The sequence below is a fragment of the bacterium genome, from assembly GCA_035295165.1.
In the GTDB taxonomy this organism is placed as follows: Bacteria; Sysuimicrobiota; Sysuimicrobiia; order Sysuimicrobiales; family Segetimicrobiaceae; genus JAJPIA01.
The window spans coordinates 15,202-34,442 of record DATGJN010000017.1 but is presented as its reverse complement, the minus strand read 5'-3'; the positions used below and the strand labels follow the sequence as shown (position 1 = coordinate 34,442).

Sequence of the window (19,241 nt, the reverse complement as noted above, 5' to 3'; positions counted from 1 at the left end):
GCGCAGGCGCTCCGAGCGATCAGGGTAGTCTTGCGTCGGGTCCAGCATGGCTATCCTTGGGATTGGAGCAGACTCCGCCGGCGTGTTCGGCAGTTCGAGACCGTTGACGATCTCGACGAAGCCGCTGGCCAATGGTTCCCCGACCCGGTCACGCACACTCATACAGGCCCAACCCGGTTTCCCCTCCCCAGGTGCTGTCGGATGGAGGCCGCGTTTAACACGACTGGCGTGGTCCGCTTCGCGAAGAAGACTGAGTTCTTAGCGGGACTCGTGGCCCATGAGTGCGGTCATGCGGTGACGACCTATGCCCAGTTTTCGGCGCGCGAGGGGAATGACGCCGGCTGGGCCTCAGAGCTCTGCGCGAATCGGTACGTGTGTAAGTGGGGGTTCGATAGCCGAAGATGGCGCAGGATCATCCAAGCCCAGTTCGGGCACATGGTCGGCCTGCCCGGCACCACCGTAACGGTTGGCAGCGTTTCCGGTGGAACTGCAGTCACGTTCCGCGTCACCAAGGACTTCCGTCTGCAACGCTTTTAAAGGCACGCCTTAGACATGCGCGAGCCCGGCTCATCGGGTGCGTCTTCGGGTAGCGGGCCCCCTGCACCCTAATCTTAGATCGGGACTGGAGCCTCCGACCTGACGAAGCGGTCCCCTACCCCTCGGGCGCGACGCGTCATTCTACCGCGGGTCCCCTTCTGTCTGCGCGCGGCAATCCGCCGGGACGCTTACTGCCTCGGCGGCCTTTAGCGCGCCGCAGGAAGATCCACGACCGCGAGAGCTGCCCTCAAGTGAGTATCGAACAGTTCGCGGTTCGCAGTGTGGGCGGCCAGCCACCACATGCCGACGCACCCTTTCTCGCGGACTTGTTGCGCATTTGGTCCCGAACGCGGGCCTGTCCCGGGCCACATTACACCCTGCCCGACACGCTCGGCCGCCGCGTGCACCGCGACCGCGGCTTGGCGGAGCGAAGCCAATTCGAGATGCTGCTCGGCGCACCGCAGGGACGCAACGGCGTCCTTGGTCCCCAGCCCGAACCCGGCCTCCAGCCGTGCAACGACCAAGTAGAGGACGGCAGCCGTGGCGTGTGCCCGTGATCCCCCCACGGCCTCTGCGACGCCTCTCAGGACGCGGACAACGGTTGCGGGATCACGCGCATCGACCTTCCTCAGCGTCTTGAGGCGTTCCGCGAGCGTAAGGAGTGGCGTACCAGGTGGCTCCGCCTCCACAGACGGTGGGGAAGCTTGAAGAGCTGGTTGCACAGGAGGTTCACGTCGTGAACGCTCCGGCACCGCCAAGACATCTTCCAGTTGTCGGACCAAGTGGCTGAGTTGCTGGAGCATAGGACGGAGTACCTGGAGCGCCAGGCGCGGGTCCACATGTTCGGCCCAAGTGCTCATGCGTGCCCGCGCCCTGTTCAACCAAGGCACGATGGCTTCGCTGTCATCTGCCGGGCCGGCTGGCGCTAGCGCAGGCGCTTCGTTGTTGGCGGGGGCGGTCGCATGAGAGAACACTGGGCGCTCTCGAGGAGGCAGGAGCCGCCATCCCTGCGTGCCGACACGTTCGAAGACGTGCGGGCGTTGCCGCAGCGCGATCGCCACCGACGCATAGGAACAGCGACGCCTTGCAAAGACCTCGTGCCTGAGGGTTGACTCGTTCACAACGATCTCGCCATGCGCGGCGTGATCCTGCAAGACGTGCACGATCGCCGTGATCACTCCCTCGTCCACCGGCTGGGTCATCAGCTCGAGCTCCTCCCAGCGTCGTGCCGACCGATAGACGTCTTCGTCAACCTGGATATGGAAGCGCACCTCGGGATCGGTATGCGATCGTGGGGCCCCGCGCTCGTCCGGTGTGAAGCGTATAACGTTCTTGATGACACACTCGGCTGGGCGCGTACGCAGCTCGAACTCATCAAAAGTTCCCGTGCGCGAGAGGGTGAGAATGGTACCGGGTGGCCAATCATGGGCCCATAGGAAGTGCGGCAAGTCGGTCTGGTTGAACAGGACGTGCCGTGCCCGGTCGAGCTTAACGGTGACCCCCCTCCTATCCAGTTGGGTCGTCAACCGAAACTCGGACCGGTCTAGCGGGCAAAGTTTCTCTGCTGCATCGGGCAGCTCGATTACACCCAGATAGAGGGCCTCCGCCCGCAGCACTATCGTAACAACCCCGGTCTCTGGCTGCGCTGTTTCCGCGGCCGTGATCCTTTCCTCAAGCTCCTTCTTGTCCTGATCGAGGTGGTACCCTAGCGCTCGCAGTGCATTGTTGGTGCCGCGCGGAGCCTGGAGGCGTACGTTGCCCTCGTAGCGCGCGCTCACCCCTGTCCACGCCGGCTTCGGTTTCACCGGTGCGCGGGCGTCTGTCCGCCTTCCAGCCAGCGACGGCGATGGATGCGGCGTAGTTGGCTCGAATTGAGGTTCCTTCCCGTCTGTCGGGGAGAGTGTTTCAGGAGCGAGCGGCGCGGTGGAGCCGCGCCTCTGACGGACCCGTTCGTTCTCTTGTTCCGCGGGCATCGATGAGCCCGCCTGCGGCGCGGTTACGCGCCCATCCGCTATGTCCGCCTCAACCTCAACCGTCCGGTGCGGCACCCCATCAGTTGCCCCGGATGGGCCCTGGGAGTCTGCTGGCTCTGGTTCCGGGAACGTGGCGACCGGTTTGGAGGGTGCCGGTTCCGACTCGAGGACCGGTATGGTGAGGTACCGGGTCTGCTGGTGCAGTTTCGGCAGCGCAACGCCGTCTCGGCGCACCCCGGAGACGTCCAGAACGTGACCTAGCGCTCCTTCTTCAGGCGCTTCCACAACGCGGGCGATGATCTGGATGAACAACGCGCCTTCAACACACGCGCCGAGGCCGGCCTTCTGCAGCAGTACTTCCCCTACGCACTGGCCTCCTGCCGCAAGCCCCTCATATCCGGGTGTGATGACCAGGCGAGCGGGATCGCCCTCCGACTCGACCCAGGCGAGCTCCTCGGTACTGCTGAAGCCCCCTAGTCCCTCGATACTCCCTTTGATTTGCAGACGTGTGGCCAGAAATGTTTGGAGTCCCGATAGCCAATCCTCGCATTTCTCCGGCGCTCCGCCGAAGTGAAGGATGATCCGACGGAGGAATGGCCACCGTGCCCTGAGCCGAGTGGATATGTCAGGGGCCGGTTGCTCGCCTTCGGCACGCTCCAGTTCCCGGCGCATTGCGGAGGTCAGCGGTCGGACACCTGCGGCAAGGTACCATGGGAGGAACGTGGCATCGCGAAGGCGGCAAAATTGTGGGGCAGCGACCTTGGCGAGCGCGCCCCAATGGGGATTGTCCTCCCAAAGGGTCTTGTCCGGAAAGTCGAGACGGCCGTCCTGGGTGAGAATGAGGCGACGGTGAAGCTCGGCGGATTGGGGCAGTTTGCGCTCGGCCGCTGCCCTAGCCAACCAGCGATACGCCGACCGGATGACGGACTCGTCTCCTTGGTCTGGCGGTATAGGGTTCTTGGCTGCTTTGGCCGCGATTTCCTCGAGCACATCAAGGTAGTCCGTGGCCTCAATGATCGATCGGGCGCCGAGCGCTCGATACAAATCCTTGAGCTGGCTTGGCGCGCTTTCCGGAATAACCGGCCGGTAGTCCCCGAAATCACCCGTTTCGACCAGGAGCAGATCGCGCGGGCGGTAGTATCGGCCGTTCTCATAGATCAGGAAGCGATCGGACAGGTCCTTCTTCCTGGGCAAATCCTGGCGGTGCTCGGCCAACCACTGATAGACTTTCGCAGATGGTGGCGCCCCTGTCGATGCGAGAGCGTCGAGATGCGCTAGCACTTCCGCCACGTCGACTTCGGTGTGAAACTTGAGCAGGTCGGGGAGGACGCTGTCCGGCAAGAAGCGCACATCGGTGAAGAGCAGTCCGTGTCCGGCGAGCTCTCGGAGTCTCTGGAAGGGAGGTGCGACATCCCTGGGCCGCATTAGGTCTGTGCGACCCTCCGCAGGGATCCAGTGGAGTTTCTGTAGGGGCTCGAGACCGGTGGTGAGGGTCTGGAGGATCTCGCCCCAGTCATCTTCGTGACGCAAGTCCTCCACCATGCGGTCCAGGCCGTGGACAACAGTTTGGATCCGCGTGCGGCGCTCGGGTTCAGGGGTTACCAGGCACTCATCTACGACCGCAACAAGGTCCGACGTGGAAGGAAAGCGCTGAACGTCCAATAGGTGCCAAAAACGCTCCCACCGAAGGGGGTCGGGGACCTTCTCGTGGGATCTGGATCTCCTTAGTTCGGGCGTGATCTTGGGCGACACCTTGGGGTCGATCACGGGCGCCTGAGGCCCGACAATATCCGTCAGCCAGGGGCTCGGGAAGAACACGTCGGCACCCCGGCGCCAGTCGCCCTGTTTGGTCGGAACAAGTTGGGCTTGACGCAGCTGGTCGGTCAGCGACGGTTGGCCTGGGACGACCAACCGGTTGTCCATGTGGGCCTCGCGGAGCCACCTCAGCGCCTCGTGCCGGACCTTGTCAGTGAGGTCCGGCCACTGGCGGAGGAGGTAGTCCCGGATAAACTCGTGGGTTCCTAGCTCGCTGAACCCGACACCGCTCCGGAGGAACGTCCGCATGTCACCCGTGGAGAACTCCGCGTGGATGACATCGTCAACCGGTAGGAAGCTGGGGAGGGACTCGCTACCTTTCACGCGGAGCGCGTGGTTCAGTGTCGACGCACGGAGGGAGCCGTCCTGGGTCAGCCACACAGGAACCATCTGGAGTCGCCGGAGGTCTTCTCGCACCGCCGTTTGGTTATCGATCCACGCCCGCTGGAGGTGGTCATAGAGAACCTGCAGGTCGCCGACAGTCCACCCAAGCTCCTGCGGCTTCAGGGGGCCCGGCGGGAGCGCGCGCACGAGAACCGCGAGAATCCTCGATACCGTCAATCCGGACAGTTTGAGTTCCGCCCGGTGAGGCTCGAGCAGGTCGCACGTTCGTTCACTATCAGGAGTCGACAGGTCGGCATGTTGGAGCTTCAATAGCACCTCCACGGCCGGTTGGTCTTCATCCGTAGGCACGATCAAGTCGGTCGGAGACGTGAGCCGGCGCCGACGATCGGGGATGCAGGGGAGTATGCGCACGCGGGCCCAGTCTTCGCTCCGGTTCTCCTGCGAGAGGACGTACCGGATCAGATCCTCAAGCCGGTTACGAGTACCAACCAACGGATGATTGCCGTCGAGGGCCTGAAAGCCCGGCGTGAGGATGCTGCTGAGGTAGGATAGCAGATCCTTACGCGTGAGTTGCGGGACGCCGAGGGCGTCATATACGTAGCGCAGTTGGCGATTGGTTAGCCCTGAGTGGACGATTGGGAGACTCTCGCACTGTGCCGCGATCTTCCGCTCGGCCTGCTGCGGGTCTACCCAGTACACGTTGCGCGGGATCTGCCATCGGTTCCGGTGATCGGGCAGAACAGCCATGCGGGTGAGCGCCTCGTGGACACGCTGGGCTGGTTCCCGGAACAGATCAAGGATGGTGCGTTCGTCGAGTGGGAGAGCGGCGTACAGCGCAGCGGCCGCCTTTCCGCCGTCGCCATCCATCGCCTCAAGCAACGCGTCCCGCAATCGCTCGACGTTGGTAACGATGAGTTTCCCGAGCGCCTCGATCACGGCCCGGTTCCAAGCTCCGCCGCCTGGACCTGTTTCGACAACATGTCTCCGCGTGGGATCTGGAATGAAGTGCCCGTTCAGCATCATCTTGAATCCGAGTTTGAGGTCTAAAGGGAGCACGCTATAGAGGAGACCATCCGGAGCGTTTGTCGAGAGCACGACCGCAAGTTCCACTTCACGCGACCGGGCAATGCCGACGCCTTCGGATCCTGAGGCGAAAGTGTCGGCGGCGTGGAACCAGCGTTGGGTGCTTAGTACCTCAAGGGCGTTCTTCCGAGGGTCGTACTTGGAGAGGGTCACGGTGTCACCGTTTCTGAAGGCCACCCAGGTTGGTGACTTGGGGAGTGTTTCGATGTAGACTTCGATGGCCCGGACATTGCGCAAGAACAATAACAGTTCGGTTAGGTGCGCGCGGAGCACGCGCTCAAACTGGCGTTCTTGGTGAGGCTCGACCACCGCAGCCTGTTGGGAGAATCTGGCCAGCACCGAGGTCCGATCACGCCGGAACGGCAGAATGATGCTCGTCCACTTCCCATCGGGTTCGAGATCGGCATCACACTCCAGTACCATTCGCTCCCAGTTCAGACGGACTCGGCGCCCGTTGGAGCGGATCTCAGGCGTGTCGGTGATGGAGTACACTGCGCCAAACCCTGCTCCAAAATATCCGGCGGCGCGCTCGGTGCGCTGTTTGTGCCCGGAATTGATCTCGGCGATCGCCCTGAGGTCAGCCTCGTCAAACGGCGGCCCATCATTGTTGACCTCGACACGATTTGAGAAGAAACGGAACCGCACAGTTTTGGCCCCGTAGCGGCCACCCCGGGCGTCCCGAGTGGTCACCCCGGCGTCGTCGGCGTTTTGAATGAGTTCTTTCGCAAGAGCCAGGAAGCCGACGTAGCCATGCAGATGTTCGGCGACAATCCCAACGGGGTTGGCGCCGATCTTGTGGAGTTCGGTCCACGCCATTTCTCTACTCTCCTACGTGCTCCCAGTTCAGCGGCTTGCCATCGGCAAGAACGACCGCTCCCTTTTCCGTCACAACCGGCACGAGATAGGTGTCGGAGCTACTGCGAAGCGAGCGTTGTTCCTCACGGATGAATCCCTCTCGCAGTAACCGCTCATAGGTTTTCTGCAACCTGCGGCGAGGCCGGAGCGTCGCGAGCGCCGCCCACGTCGGGAACCGGTGGAGATGCCGCTGGCGCCGTCGGCGCTCGTCGGGAGGGTACCGATTCACCAAGGCGTAGTCGTTGCCTTCCAGGATGTGCGCTAGCGTCTTCCCACTGTACGGCTGCCGCCCTTCCTTTTCCAGGTCCATGTTGGCCTGGATCGTCTCGATCCACACGGTCGGGAGGTCGAACAGCACCGACGGATTGGGGACGTCCTCGATCCGCAGGTCCGCCCAGGGGACGCCAAGGCGCGGATTGCATCCATCGCACGCTCCGCACGGGGTGGCGAGAGTTTCTCCAAAGTAAGTGAGCAAGCGCTGGCGACGGCACTGATCGGGTCGAGCCTCGGCATAAGCGATCATCTGGCGCAGCTTCCGGTAGGCCCCCGCCACCACGGCCGCATCTGGCGACTCAACTGCCGGGTCGTAGGACTGCCAGGTTGGACCCGGCACGATCGACGCTACCCGTCCATAAGGTCTGTAGATCACGTGCTGGTCCAGTGCAAGGCGCACGAGCAACCGGTCCAGATCGGCCGGAGCCAGCCCTGCCGCGTGCGCCAGCGGGAGTATATACATGACTTGACGCTGATACGGCCGGAGCACACCCGTCCGCAGGAGCGCCTCGAGGCCGGCGTACTCGTCCCCGCGCTCCAGAAGGGTCTCCAGCGTGCGACGGTCGGTCTGGACAGTGAGGATCGCTTCCCGGGTGACATCTACCTCCCGCCGGATCAGGCCGCGGTTCTCCAGATGAGTTAAGGCCACCTCAAGGGGGATCTCCTCAAGGTCCACTTCCTCGGCGAGTTCCTGGAGGTCGACCAGCTGCCCTTCGGCCAGCCTAGCCCGCAGCGCGGCCGTGAGGGCTCTGAGTTTCGAGAAATCGATCTGACCCTGGTCGGCGAAGTATTCCTGGATCTTCACGTCTGCAGGGCAGTAGAGGAGAACGCAGTAGGCGGGCTCCCCGTCCCGACCGGCACGCCCAACCTCCTGGTAGTAGCTCTCGAGATCGCCAGGGACATCGTAGTGAATGATGTAGCGGATATCACGCTTGTCGATACCCATACCGAACGCCTTCGTGGCCACGATGATCGGGACGAGGCCATCCATGAATTGGTCCTGGATGTCCGCGCGGTCGAAGGCGTCCATCTTACCGTGGTACGCTCGGACAGTGAATCCGGCTGACGCGATCCGGCGCGCCAGCGTCTCTGCGCCGTGGACGGTTGCAACATAGACCACAACCGCGTCAGCGTGCCGATCGGCCGCACGGAGAATTGGGAGGAGAACGCGGAATTTGTCCGGCCGGCTGCGGACGTGATAGTACCAGGCGTGCCGATTATAGACGATCAGTCGGAGGTTGGGGCGATCGACCGACGTGCGGATGACCGTGGGATCCCGGAGGCCGAGCACGTTAGTGATGTCCTCGGCGATCGCCGGTGTTGCCGTCGCGGTGAGCGCTGCGACAGGGGGACGCTGCACGCCGTTCGGGTACATCGTCGGGATCGCTCGGTACTCCGGCCGGAACGTGGGCCCCCACATTGAGACGCAGTGCGCCTCGTCGACCACCACCTGTGCGATGCGCCTTACGCGCAGGACCTCCTGCAAGTACGGATCGCGGAGCCGCTCAGGACTGCAATACAGGAGGCGCGTTTGCCCGGCGCGGACCCGCCGGTACACATGCTCGCGCACGTCGGCCGGCAGATGACTCGTGAGCGCGTCCACAAGGTCAATCCGCCGCCCCTGTAGTTGGTCGACCTGGTCCCGCATAAGTGCGATGAGCGGTGAAAACACGACCGTAAGATCGCGCCGCAAGAGCGCCGGCAGCTGGAAGCCGAGCGATTTGCCGGCGCCGGTCGGGAGCACAGCCAAGATATCGTGCCCCATCAATGACTCCCGGACGATGGCCTCCTGCTCCTCCGACCTGAACGCCTCGTGGCCGAAGATGTCGCGGAGGAGCTGGAGGAGTTCGCCCCGGCGCGCCGCGTACGCGTCCGCCGTCAGGGGGCCTACCAGGTTCCAGGTTTCGAGCCGGGTGGCAACCTCCGAGAGCAGGGTTTCCGGGATCTGACCAAGTTGGGCGGCCAAGTCTCGGCCTAGCATGATGGCCGGTATGTGCCGCGCGACTGCCTCGTACGTGGACCGGCGGTCCCCTTCCACCTCGGGCCGGCGCGTGAAATTTGGCAGGCAGTTGAGAAGCCTCTCCCGATAGGATTTTCCGTGAATCCTCCGGTCCAGCAGCAGGACCGCACCGCGATCGCTGGGCGTACGGATCAGTCGCCCGAATCCCTGCTTAAATCGCAGGGCCATAAGGGGGAACAGGAAGTCGTCGAATGGTCGCCCCCCCGCCTGTTCAATCGCCTCCATCCGGGCTTCGAGAACGGGGTCGCCGAAGAACGGGAATGGCAGTTTCTCCATCACCACGATTGACAGCGACGGCCCGGGGACATCTACGCCTTCCCAAAAAGACTGAACACCCAGGAGCACCGAGCTCTCGACATCTCGGAAGCGGCGTTTGAGTTGGTCCCGGCTTTGACCTGCAACTTGCGCCAGAACCTCGACCCCATCAGCGGTCAGTGGCGCGGTGATCTTGGCGAACACACCCTCCATGCGGTAGCGGGCAGTGAACAGCACGAGACCGCGGCCGCCAGTGAAGCGGAGAAGGTGTGTGAGTTCCTGCGCTACCTCCTCCGTGAACGCCGGCACATATGTGGCTGCCGGGATATGGTTGAGGTAACGCGTCAATACGAGCAGCGCGTTCTCGTAAGGCAGGTTGGGAGGAAGCGGATGGAGGTCGGAATCAGTCACCCGATCCTGCAAGCCCAGCCGGTCCCGGAAGTGGGTAAAGTCATTCCGTTCAATCGTCAGCGTAGCGGATGTTAAAACGAGCGACGTCAGCTGCGCGAACCGGGGTTGCAGGTCGGCTGCGACCGAGATGGGTGCGGACCGAAAGGCCCAGCTTGGTGGATCGTCCCGGCGGGGATCGACATGCAGCCAGTACACGTTGCGCCGAGAATCAGCACGCGGAAGGACTTCGAGCCGGGCGGCTTCATTCTCGACCGCCTGCTGCAGCGCGAACAGATCGCCCCGATAACGGCCAGCGTCAGCAGCGACGTCCAGGCCTTCGCGAATCTGCCTAAGATCCTCGGCGAGCGCAAGTAGACAAACTGTTCTGAGGTGAGCTAGCGCCGCATCGATGCGATCCCACCGCTGCGCATACTGATTCCGAAGGTCACGACGGATTCTGAGCGTGACGCCGTATAGTTCGCTCACCTCGCGCCCACTGTGGCGCGCGAACTCGAGGAGCAGTACGCCAATCTCGCCGAGCTGCTGCCTCGCCACACGCACCTTGCGGAACGCCGATGAGATGAGACGAGTCAGTGTGGAACCAGGCCGCACTGCGGCCTGAAGCCGCACCAGCAGGCCCAACCGGTCCCCCGGATACAGGATCTGCGAAAGCGCATACCCGATCGTCTCCGTGCCAACTTCTTCTTGGAGCGCTTCCGTCGCCGCGTCTTCGAACCCATGGGCCTCATCGATCAGGAGATGGGGCACCTGGCTGCGGTCAGCTTGGAGCCATAGCGCGTGGTTGAGAACGAGCACGTGAGCCGTCTCAGCGGCGCGCCGAACAGCTCCCCAGAAGCACCCGCGGTACCGGCCGCAGGTGCTGGTCGGACAACTGTGCTCGAGCGCGCGGACCTGCCCGACAAGGGTCGAGAAAATGGGGAATCGCTCTCGCAGACGAAAGGACAGGTCGTCCAGATCGCCCGTGTTCCCGGAAGCACTAGCCACGGTGCCCCACCGCACGAGGTAGGCTACAAGGAACCGCTCATCTGAAGGGGTTTTTACCGGATCGAGATCCCGGACGAGGCGCTCCAACCGCGTGAGGCACAGGTAATTCTCTCGCCCTTTGACAACCTGGAAACGGAACGGATACCCGGATTGCTCCCTGAGCTGAGTTAGGTCATCCAGCAATTGCGTCTGAAGAATGTGGGTACGCGTAGCGATGCCGACCTGCTGTCCCGTTTGCAGCGCGAAGAGGGCGGCGGGGAAGCCGAGGGCGAGGCTCTTGCCAGTCCCGGTCGGTGCCTCAATGAGCTTCGCCCGTCCATTCACCAGTGCGTCGGCGACATGGCGAACCATCGCAACCTGCGAGGGGCGCGCATCTCGCCCGGTGCGGGTCACGAACATCTCGAACGCTTCCGCCACCGCCTGTGGCGTAAGTTCAGGAAGTACCGAGCCTGCACCGACCATCGTGCCGCTGAAATCTGCACGCCGCGGCGGGGTCAACACAGCCTCCACGCGCGTGACGTCGCCTCGCACCCGCAGGAACGAGCTCCATTCAGGGAGGAGGTACGCCAGCACAGCTCGATCGTCGTCAGGCAGCGCCCGTAGCGCCTCGACTAGCGCGTCGAACAGCGCCCACGTGCACCCAGCATCGTACAGCGCGTCATGGTAGTCCGATCGAGTTGAGTGCTCGCGGATTTTGGCAGGACAAGAGAGCTCAAGGGAGTCGATGAGTGCACCGAGCGTACGATCAGTGAGGTCCGGTCGCGCCAAGTGCACGAGCTCCCACGTATCGATACACTGATTGGGGATCGGGCCGACGTGCGCCTCCAGAAAGGGCAGGTCGAAGTCAACCCCATTGTGGGCGACAACCGGAAGATCCTGGAGCATGGATTGGACACGGGGCCACACAACCTGCAGGGGCGGCGCTGACCGCATCGCGACCTCCACAGGTCCGCCGGCGACAATGCCAAGCTTATCTCGAAGCTCAGGTGCGATCTCGCGATCTGCCGGGTTGACGTACGTTACGAGAGGCTCGCACTCCAGATGCCCGTGGTGGACCCGAAAGGCCGCGATCTGAATAACTCGGTCCGTGCCCTTGACCATGCCCGTTGTCTCGATGTCGAGCACAGCGTAGTGCTCGGCTGTTCGGGGGAGACAGAGCACGGACACGGGGATCGGGTTCCTAGCCGGTTCAGATGCATGGTCGCCCGTGGCCTCCTCAATCGGTTCATGGCCCTGGACATACCAGTGGCCACTGAGTTCGGTAAAGAGGCCGCGCCGGAGAGCGTACTCGATCTGTTGCTCCGTCATGCCGCGGCCGTGCTCGCGCAGCCGCCGGCGGAGTTGAGGGACCGTGACCCCCGCTGGACTAGCAAGAAGAAGCTCGGTCAACAATGCGGTGAGGGCGTTCATCGCCAACGTTTGCGCCTAGCGCACACGTGGCGTCTTGTAGTCATCGGGACACTCCACCCTCTGAGGGCAACCTGAGGCTTACAGTTCAGGAACATCCAATCGCTTGAGTTGCCCAAAGTCGTGTAACACTAGACTTCGATTATTTCAGTTTGCCATCTGGCTGGCGCACTCAAGGACGAACCCCCAGATCCGCTCGCTGCAGGAACACGTAAAGAGATGCACCTCGTACCACGAAGACGTGCTTCTTCGTGACGGTTCTCGGGTCCGTTTTCAACGGTTCGGCCGGGGGCAGCTGCAAGTGAACTGGCAGCGGATACTCCAGCACGGTGGCATCGACCGGCTCGTATCGTACCCGCATCCAATCGACTTCACCGGTGTCCAAAGAAACTGCTTTCGGCGTGAAGCGACACAGGAAGAGATTTGCGGTCGTCACAACCAGCGGGATCACCCAGGCCCCTACTTCCGGTTCCATTCCGGCTGCTAGAAGGTGATTTTGACGTTCCACGATGTCGCCGAACAATGCTTGAACGGCTTGCGTCGCTTGGTAGCAGGCATCCTCAATGCGCTTCGTCGAAGATTTCCACGAATCTGGTTTGCCGAACTCCGCTTTGAGTTCCCGGGCGTCGATGCAAACGACTCCGGCAGTAAATGGGCGGATCTCGGTGCTCAGGCGCCACTTCGAGCCGGCGGTCGTCGAACCAGGGGTTTCGCTCGTCAGTACAGGGTAGGCAACTGGAGCCCTGATCTCTTCCGACCGATCCGGAAAGAAGACCCAATCCTTGTAACTTTGGTCGGACTTCTTACACTCAATCGCGAGAATGATTCGGTAGCCTTGGGAACCGCGCTCAGCCCGGATGTCCAACCGTCCTTCGCGACCCGGGAAGGGCCCATTCCCCTTAGGAAAGGCCACCGGATGTTCTTGAGCCGTGATCGTCCAGCCTGCTTCCTGGACCACGTCGGCGACCCGCTGCTGAAAAAATACTCCCTCGACGTTCAGCGCGTGAGTACGAGCTTGGGTTGGGTCGATCGCACTTGTCTTGCTGTCACCCACCGTGCTTCCCGCCTCCCAAGCCACAACAGCACGAGAGTCGTCCCGCCGGGGCTAGACCCCGTCCGGGCCCGACGCCGTCCCGTATCTGTGCACGTTCCAGGATGGTGGGACCTCCCAGCCCGTTCAGGGTGTTTCACGTGCTCACTACCCCTCCCACATCAGGAACTCCTTGTGCGGTAACCCTCGCCGGCCCCGCGGCGCATTTCGTCCATCGAATCGTCCAATCAGACGGACGACAACTTTGTTATCATCTGTGCGATTCCGCACATTTTGTCCCTGCGATGCGGGCGTGGTGAACTCGTGGGCCGGGAGCCCAGACCCCGCGCGCCGTCGAGGTTAAGCCAGCCGTTCCTCCCGGCCGGTCGGCGTGACGCACAACGCCGCTTCCCGGACGAGCGCCGCGATCGATGCGGACATCCTCTGCCGACGCTTCTCCCACATATCGCGCATGTTGTCCGCGTGGCTACCGGCCCACAGGCCGCGCACATCGTGAGTCGGGATGGTCCCCGCGACGCGTCGCGCGGGGCCGCCTGGCGGGACGGCCCCCCGGAATCCGGATCTTCCATGCAGCTTCCATGCAATCGGCAACGTGTGGACGAAGGCATGGCCCAACGGCGCGCTCGCGAACGCTCCCGACACCTACGTCCAGACGGTGCCTGTGGCCCCCGGAAGCACGCTCGTAGCCCACTTGGCGCTACCGGTGCCCGGTCAGGTGAAGTTCCTGGACCACGCGCTAACGCGCGCGGTGCGCAAGGGCATGATCGGCGTGATGGACGTGACGGGTCCGGCGCAGCCGCAGATCTTCAAACCCGAACATCCTGCGGCGGGATGATACGATGAGGCTGAACCGCGAGAGGTGGTAGGGGCTGAGCGGGACCAACCGATAGAGGCTGACAACGATTCGCTTTCTGCGGCGCGGCAGTCCGAACACCGCGCCGTCGGCGCGCGCAAGTGCCTGCGGTCGCAAGTGGACTTTCTGTTCGTGGGGTCATCCGTCGTTGTCGCGGCGGGACGGGAGCCCGAATGCCGCGCTAGCGCGCCCTCGCCCCGTCCTGTTTTTTTGTGTCCGTGTCTGGGCCGTACTCGGGATCCCTCGCACGGGAACCCAAAGTCCGCGCGCGTTCGACGCGCGCGCACCGCGTGTCTAGATCGCGGGGCCTCTGCCTGTGCTGCTATCACGTCCGGGGTTTCCAGGTCCTTCCGGGCCAACATCACAGGCTCGGCGTGACGCTTCCGAGGCGTTGTTCGCGGCCGAGGGAGATGGTATGCTAACCGAAATCGCTGTGCGATCGGGGCACCCTCCTGGTCGTACTGTTCGTAAGGGGGCTAGCGCACGTCGAGACGCCGAGCGCGCCAATGGATCAGAAGTGACGGAGGTCTTCTTGTGCCGCAGCTCGCCACACCAGCGCATCGTCGCCTCGTCGAAACTGCGTATCTATATCAGACGTTATCGCTCGGTTCCCTGGGCGCTGCCAGGATGTCGTGGGAGGAAATCACCCGTTCCCTGAGGCGGCATAGCCAGCAAGCAGCCCTGACGTTCCTCGCGACGGTAGATGCTACCCTCGAAAACGACGGCGAACTGGCACCTGACACGCAGGCGGAACTCACCGCTGCATTGATTCCGGAAGATCTACGGCTGGCAGCCACTGAGAAGTTGCGTCACTCGCGCGTTGTTGCGTTTGCGAACCAACCCATCTGGATCCTTGAGAAGCTCGCGCTTCTCTACGCCGATCCTGTCGCCGAAGCGGCGGTGACCGAGATGGAAATGCGTGATCTCGGCCGCCTGCTGCTGGCGATTGCCGATCATCTTGACGACCTGACTCCGGCAGACCGACCTGGCGATCGCGACTGGATGCTGTTGCAACACCTTCTGCGTATGGAGATGCTCCATGCCCGCGAGAATGCTGGGGCTGCGCTGCAGCGTGTCTGGGCCATGCTGGTTGACCTCCTGGGCGATCCTGCCCTCTGGGCGGAACACCGCGCCGACCTCAGCGATCTTATGGAGCGGCATGATGGCCTCGACATAAAGACCTACCTTGCCGCGGGCTCAGCGCTCATCGTTCATTATGGCCAACTCAGTCTCCGAAACCGGGTGAAGCCATTGCTGATGCTCTCGCCGCGCGCCTACTTCGCGGCTGCCAACTTTACTCCGGACGTCTGGGACCGGATATGCGCGGTTGCGAGTCTCTCCGCCGACGAGTACGCTGTACGGCTCCGTCACGAACACGTCCGTACTGAAAGTATCGCCTTCGGTTTCCGCACCATGCGCGAATTCCCGCTTGTGCGGTACGGCGATAAGATCTTACCTCTCAGTCTCCGCTTCCTCCGGGAGAAGTTCACGACCGGCTTGCTCTGGCGGCTCCGTGACCACGGGAGGGCTAGTGGGATCGATGTGCCGCCGTTTCTTGGGGAGCTGTTTGAAGAGTACGTTTATCGTAAGCTCGCCGCGGCGCACAGCAGTGGCACGCTGACCCCGCTTGCTCCCCGCGTCCACCGGGAGGTACCATACCGGTGGCATAAACGTGCGCTTTGCAAGAGCTCCGACGTCACCATTGACTGCGGGGACCGTCTCGTCATGGTCGAGGCTGCGGTGGGAGGTCCGCGACTTGAAGAAACTCAGATTCGTGCTGCGCGGCACGAGGTTGAGCGAGATGTCGAGAAGATTGTCGTTCACAACGCACGCCAGCTCGACCGTAACATCCAGGCCCTGCTTGCGGGCAAGTACCAGTTGCCTGGCGTAGACCCGAGCCGGATTCGGCGAATCTATCCCGTGATTGTCACACTGGGCTCCATGCCAGACGGGGATCTGGTCTGGCACGAGTACGAGACGGCGCTCCGTGGGGCTCATTTGCTCCGGTCAACTGAACTGGGAAGAGATGTAGCGCGGCTCCAGCTGCTCACCGCTGAGGAGATTGAGCTCCTTCGCCATCTGATTCCCCAGGGGCTCTCGTTGGCTGACATTCTCGAACGCAAAGACGAGGAATCCATGCGGAACATGGGCTTCAAGAATTTCTTGTTCCGGATAATGCGCGACCGAGTGCACCGCGCGACGACGCTTGCCGACCAGGAACTGGAACGCGTACGGAAAGAAATTGTCAAACTCGTGTTCCCGCCCGCCGGGTAGCGCTGTGAATTCCCCATGAATTGGTTCAACAAATGGTGAGTTCAAGCTCGTTCCTAGTGGAGCGAGTCATTGATAAATGACACGGGCTGTACTCTTGAGATCCTTGCAGGCGCACAAGAACGGCGTGGTCTTGTGTCACACATTTTCGACTCGCGCCACTAGCCGCGGTCGGGACGACCTCCAGAGGTGCTAGTTTAGCTTAGAGTACAAGTGATCGAGCGAAACGGGTATCTGCGCACGTTATTTCAGAACGTCCGGACACATTGTTCCCGTTTGTTCAAGGCGGGGCATGAGCCGACGATAGGCTGCCCTGCTCCGCGGGCTGCGCGTTGCCCATGCCACGCGCTCAGGCACGAGCGGGCCGAGGCCACTCCACGATAGCAGAGACCGTGGCGAGGCGCTGAGGGTCGTCGCCGCCAGTGGCCTAGCAGGGCGTCCGACCGCGTGCCAGCCGTACAGCGAGAAGAGCCCAATCGAGGGGTCAAGGCGAGGCGATTGAGCCCCGATCGGCGTCGCTGGAGGGCCGCAAATGATCCGAACGACCAGCGCCACGCGCGACCTGGCCCAGCGAGCACGGCGACCGAAAATGGCCCTCGCTTATCGCAGAGCGGTCCAGAGCATCGCGGCCCGGAGCCTGAGCGCGCAGGGCAGTTCGTCGGAGCGATGCCGGTGTGGCCGACGAGCCAGTGCGGCGCGCGGCGGTCCGCCTGCGACCGACGAAGCCGCGCTTGCGTTCCCGGTCCCCTCTACGGCACCGCGAGGCCACGCCCATCGGCCACGGCGGCACTTCCCGATCGGGCGGGTAGCAGGACACCCGCAACCCGTGCCAGCGCCTCTCGCGGAGATCGGCGCGGGCTGAGCAGAGCCGCTGTCGTCTCGTTCTCCGGAAGACCGGCTGGCGGTGTGAGCCAGGCCGGTAGCCGAACCGACGAAGGCCGTGCGCGCTTCCCGACTGCCCCTACGTCACTCCGAGGACACCTCTAACAGGCTACGGAAAAATCAGGTGCGAGCATGACCATGCCTCCGGAACCGCAATCAGTTCGCAGCGCGCGTCCGTCGGTTAGCGCGTCCGCGCCGGTGGCGCAAGGACCACGAGCAACGCGGGTATGTGCCTCACGCCCTGGTCTCCAGCAGCTTTCGGATCCGCACGAGATTGTACACGGCCGTGGCGAAGACGAACATCCAGTTGACGCGATCGCGGCCTCGGTGGCGCGTCTTCCGCATCAGTCCGACGGTCTTCAGCCAGCCGAAGATCTCTTCCACCCGCTTCCGGGCCCGCTGGCTGCGCTCGTAGCCGCCATGGCGCGTGGTGCGCGCATCGATCGCGCTCGTCCGTTCGGTGCGCTGCGCGATATGCGGGGTCGCGTTCGCCGCGCGCACCGCGGCGACGAAGTCGCGCGTGTCGTAGCCCTTATCGGCGCCCACCGTGATGCGGCGCCCCGGATTGTGCCGGCCATGCACCAAGACCGCGGCGGTCTCGCGTTCCGCGTAGCCGGTCGCCACGGTCACGACTGCGGCCATGGCCAAGCCGTGGCGATTCTCCATCCGGAGATGCCCCAGATAGCTCAGCTTGGCTTCCCGCCCGACCGCGCGACGGACCAGCCGGGCGTCGGGATCGGTCGTCGAGGCATGCGTGGCATTGCTGCGCCGCTCCCCGCGAAAGTTGACGGTCGGATTGCCCGGATCGTCATTCGAGGGCGGCGGCGGTGGGGTGTCCTTGCGCCGGAAGCTTTTCGTGCCCGCCCACGCCTCGATCAGCGTTGCATCGACCGTGAAGTGCTCGGCCGACAGCAGCCCGCGGCGGCGCGCCTGCGCCAGTACCTGCTGGAAGAAGCCCTGAGCAATATCGCCATCCAACAGCCGTTGCCGATTCTTGGTGAAGGTGGTCGCATCCCACACCCGCGCATCCATCTGCAAGCCCACGAACCAGCGAAAGAGCAAGTTGTAGTCCAGTTGCTCCATCAACTGGCGCTCGCTGCGCACCGTGTACAGCACTTGCAGCAGCAACGCGCGCAGGAGCTGCTCCGGGGGAATCGACGGGCGACCCACACGAGCATAGAGGGTGTCGAACGTCGGCGAGAGCTCCACGAGCACGGCATCAACCAGTGCCCGGATCGTGCGGAGCGGATGATCCGGCGGCACGCGTTGCTCGGGCGAGATATAGCTGAACATCGCGCCTTCGTGCGAGTCGTCACCGCGCATGCGAGGCTCCTCCGACAGGTGGTGTGTATGAGCAGCGAAGTGTCGCAGCATCAATTCATCACATCTTGTCGGATGCCTGCTTTTTCAGCATCCTGCTAAGGGACAAGTCTGCATTCCGCGGCGGAGCGGATAGTCGGATACCCCGGGGCCGGTCGAGTGGTTCTCGCGGAGATCGGGGTGGGCCGAGGAGAGTTTCGTCGGTTCTGCCCGTCACGCGTAGCCGAGCAACCGCACGTCTATCGACTGCCTAAAGACGGGTTGTTTCTGCGGCACCGGGGTATTCGGGCACTCGCATTCGTGCCGAATGGCGTCTCGGCGTGCCCTGGTGCATCCTCGGTAAGTTCCAATGCCGGCGACCACAGGCGCACGGGAGCCGATCTGTCGCAGGCTGTACAAAAGGGGAGGGTTATGTACATCTGAACACCGACTTCGAGATCAACCAGAAGGCCGAGGAGCTGCAGACCGCCTCGATCGAGCATCAGGGGGAGCTGAGTTCACAGATCCTGCGTCGGCTGGAGGGAACAAAACGGTCGGAACCGCGAGAAGATCGATGACAGAAATCACCCCCGTCGATGCGACATCGAGGCCACAACCTCGTGGATCGCGAGAATCTGTCGGACCAGGTAGAATATCAGACCTGTGAAACCTCAACTAACTCCGGATCTTTCTCGGGCGCACCGGCCGCTCTTCGGGTTTCCAGGTGCAGCTTTCCCAGCGCAATTTCTTCCATTGCGATGAGCACAGGATTGCGCATCGTTGTCTCGATGGCGGGCAGATCTCCCGCAATCAACTGCCGGGCCCGAGCGGCCACCACATTCACGAGTGCATACCGTGGTGAGACCCTGGCTAGTAGTTCCTCAAGCGGGCGTGTGCGCATTATCTTCCTCTCCAGACAGTCAACAT

General features: G+C 63.0%; 8 protein-coding genes. 3 read left to right on the top strand and 5 right to left on the bottom strand.

From position 1 onward, the window contains the following. The first annotated feature begins 201 nt into the window (after window positions 1-201). Window positions 202-537: a hypothetical protein gene (locus VKZ50_02655; GenBank protein ID HLJ58612.1), complete on the top strand. Its 336-nt coding sequence runs from the start codon at window positions 202-204 to the stop codon at window positions 535-537. A gap of 206 nt (window positions 538-743) precedes the next feature. On the opposite strand, the gene VKZ50_02650 is transcribed toward VKZ50_02655, so the two are convergent. The 3 genes from VKZ50_02650 to VKZ50_02640 all read right to left on the bottom strand — a co-directional run bounded on the left by VKZ50_02650 (window position 744) and on the right by VKZ50_02640 (window position 13,012). Next, window positions 744-6,569 carry a hypothetical protein gene (locus tag VKZ50_02650; GenBank protein HLJ58611.1) on the bottom strand — a complete coding sequence of 1,942 codons (5,826 nt, stop codon included), beginning with the start codon at window positions 6,567-6,569 and terminating at the stop codon, window positions 744-746. Between the two features lie 4 nt (window positions 6,570-6,573). Continuing rightward, window positions 6,574-11,961, bottom strand: coding sequence for a RecQ family ATP-dependent DNA helicase (locus VKZ50_02645; GenBank protein ID HLJ58610.1), 5,388 nt, complete (start codon window positions 11,959-11,961; stop codon window positions 6,574-6,576). Between the two features lie 169 nt (window positions 11,962-12,130). Next, window positions 12,131-13,012, bottom strand: coding sequence for a hypothetical protein (locus VKZ50_02640; protein ID HLJ58609.1), 882 nt, complete (start codon window positions 13,010-13,012; stop codon window positions 12,131-12,133). 589 nt (window positions 13,013-13,601) lie between these two features. Here VKZ50_02640 and VKZ50_02635 point away from each other — a divergent pair. Both VKZ50_02635 and VKZ50_02630 read left to right on the top strand, forming a co-directional pair. After that, complete coding sequence (locus VKZ50_02635; GenBank protein ID HLJ58608.1) at window positions 13,602-13,844, top strand: hypothetical protein; 243 nt, start codon at window positions 13,602-13,604, stop codon at window positions 13,842-13,844. 552 nt (window positions 13,845-14,396) lie between these two features. Then, a complete protein-coding gene (locus VKZ50_02630; GenBank protein ID HLJ58607.1) occupies window positions 14,397-16,136 on the top strand; it encodes a hypothetical protein in 1,740 nt (579 codons plus the stop codon). A 1,113-nt stretch (window positions 16,137-17,249) separates the two neighbouring features. Here the strand turns inward: VKZ50_02630 and VKZ50_02625 are convergent. Together VKZ50_02625 and rpoZ are read right to left on the bottom strand one after the other, a co-directional pair. Next, a complete protein-coding gene (locus tag VKZ50_02625; GenBank protein HLJ58606.1) occupies window positions 17,250-18,338 on the bottom strand; it encodes an IS5 family transposase in 1,089 nt (362 codons plus the stop codon). 631 nt (window positions 18,339-18,969) lie between these two features. Further along, entirely contained in the window at window positions 18,970-19,215 is a 246-nt protein-coding gene (rpoZ, locus tag VKZ50_02620; protein ID HLJ58605.1) for a DNA-directed RNA polymerase subunit omega, read from the bottom strand. Between the last annotated feature and the right edge of the window lie 26 nt (window positions 19,216-19,241).